We start from the raw sequence: 2,048 nt of genomic DNA, 5'->3' as shown, positions 1-2,048 counted from the left end.
CGTTGTCGAACGAGTCGCCCACGCTTCCCATGCTCGGCTCGATTCCCGCCTTCAGCAGGCGAGTTGTGAGCTTGATGGACGTGTATTGCCCAGGTTCAACCAGTCGTTGCAACAACAACGCCCTGTTGGATCAACAGTAGCTGCTCATTGAAGACTTCGGAGGGTGTCTTCCATTGCAGGGTCTTGCGAGGACGGCCGTTGAGTGCAGCGGCGACGGCATCGAGGTCGCTACGGCTGTGTCTGCTCAGATCGGTTCCCTTCGGGAAGTACTGCCGCAGCAGGCCGTTGACGCTTCTATGTCAAGCAGCGAGTCGGTGCTCTGTGACGTGGTGTTGCCAGGAGGCTCGGTCCCGGAGCATCGCGCGGTGGATGACGTCGATCAGGTGGCGCTTGAGTATGCGCCGAGCGCCGCGGGCGCCCTTGGTGGGCTCGTGCCGGGCCAGTAGGTCCCTCGCACCGGGGTGGAATCGCTGTTGGACGATGGCTGCGGTGTAGAGCACGCTGTTCAGCCGCCGGTTGCCGCCGCGGTGCAGGCGGTGGCGTTCCTTGTCGGAGGAGTAGACGGGGATCGGGGCGCATCCGGTGTAGCGGGCGAGTTTGGCTGAGTCGGTGAAGCGGGTGATGTCGCCGATCTCGGCGAGCAGGACCGCCGCGGAGACGTGGCTGATCCCGGTGATCTCCAGCAGGGCTGGCGCCAGCGGGCTGACCAGCTCTCGGATGGTGGCCTCCAGTGCGCGGATGCGCTGGTTCAGGCTGGCTATCTCGGAGAGCATCTCGGACAGGACCCGCCGGACGTGCCGGCCGGTCTCCGAGGTGTCCAGGAGCGTCGTCAGCGCGGTCAGGCCCGGGGCGCGGGTGAGATCGCCGGGGGTGTGGTCGAGCCAGAGGTGTGTGTATGCCTTGACCTGGTTGATCACCACGGTGCGGCGCTTGACCAGGTCCGCCCGCAGGTCGACCAGGACACGCAGTTCACGAACGCGCTCGTCGATGCGGTGTCGGTCCAGGCCCGGGGTGGCGATGGCGGCGTGGGCGACTGCGGCTGCGTCGACCGGGTCGGACTTGGAGCCGGTGGCGGCGTGCAGTTTGCGGTGGGCGGCCATCAGCCGGGTGGGGACCCAGACGACCTCGTGGCCGGCCAGCAGCAGGCCGTCGGCCAGGCGGCGGGCGAAGCCTCGGCCGTCCTCGATTGCCCAGGTGACCGGGGTGCCGCCGGCGATCGAGCGGATCCACTTGAGCAGGGCGCTGATCTGAGTCGCGTCGTTCTTGACGGTCAGCGGCCGGCTGACCCGCCTGCCCTCGGCGTCGACGGCCACTGCGACGTGGACGTTCTTGTGCGGGTCGATCCCCACTGTCACCATCGTGATGTCCTCTTGTCTGCGGTCGCGGATGACGGGACAGACGCGAGGGCCCTGGCCAGGGGACAGACCTATTGCGAGTTGACGGCTCAGCAGGCTTCTATCAAGTCACTCCCGGCCAGGGCTCTCGCCCTGTGGACCGCCGTGGACAGATCAACGGAAAGCCTTGCGGCACGTGTTCTCCGAGTCACCCGGCGGTCCCGCCGAGCACCCTCCCGTCGGAGGAACTCGGCCCGCTCAGAGTGCACCAATAGGTGTTCTCGTTGGTGCCCCGCTGCCAGGGTGAGTGCGGGTCGGCGAAGTAGATCTGCAGACCAGCGTCGATGCGCAGTTGGGCGTGCTGGGCCATCTCCGCGCCCTGGTCCCAGGTCAGCGACCTGCGTAGCTGCTCGGGCAGGGTCGTGATCGCGGCGGAGATGGCATCGCGGACGGCCTCGGCGCCGTGCCCGGCCAGAGCCGGGCCGTTCTTGGCGCGTGGCCCGCCGTGGCCCTCCATCGGCGGCAGGTGCAGGAGCATCGTGAACCGGGTGGCGTGCTCGACCAGCGTGCCGATCGCGGAACTGTTCAGGCCGATGATGAGGTCGCCCTCCCAGTGCCCGGGCACGGCCCGGTCGGCGGCCTCGGCGGGCCGCTGGCTGATCAGCACGTCCTCGGTGACGAACTGCTTTCCGCGCCCCTGGGTCCGGGCTTGGG

General features: G+C 68.1%; 1 protein-coding gene and 2 pseudogenes. All 3 read right to left on the bottom strand.

The genetic code is table 11. The features are described 5' to 3' along the window. Window positions 1-95: 95 nt before the first annotated feature. Window positions 96-299: pseudogene (locus ACIRYZ_RS46470) on the bottom strand (transposase); the annotation flags it as partial. Next, window positions 300-1,358 carry an IS110 family transposase gene (locus ACIRYZ_RS46465; RefSeq protein WP_402955806.1) on the bottom strand — a complete coding sequence of 353 codons (1,059 nt, stop codon included), beginning with the start codon at window positions 1,356-1,358 and terminating at the stop codon, window positions 300-302. It lies immediately after the preceding pseudogene. 250 nt (window positions 1,359-1,608) lie between these two features. After that, a pseudogene (locus tag ACIRYZ_RS46460) lies at window positions 1,609-2,048 on the bottom strand (transposase); the annotation flags it as partial.

Origin of the sequence: Kitasatospora sp. NPDC101155, from assembly GCF_044768305.1 — a bacterium.
In the GTDB taxonomy this organism is placed as follows: Bacteria; Actinomycetota; Actinomycetes; order Streptomycetales; family Streptomycetaceae; genus Kitasatospora.
The sequence above is the reverse complement of the archived record's forward strand: the minus strand, read 5'-3'. Positions and strand labels throughout refer to the sequence as shown.

Bases quoted from the DNA above. Each gene is read 5' to 3' on its own strand.
- ACIRYZ_RS46465 (WP_402955806.1), bottom strand. From the start codon at position 1,358: ATGGTGACAGTGGGGATCGACCCGCACAAGAACGTCCACGTCGCAGTG.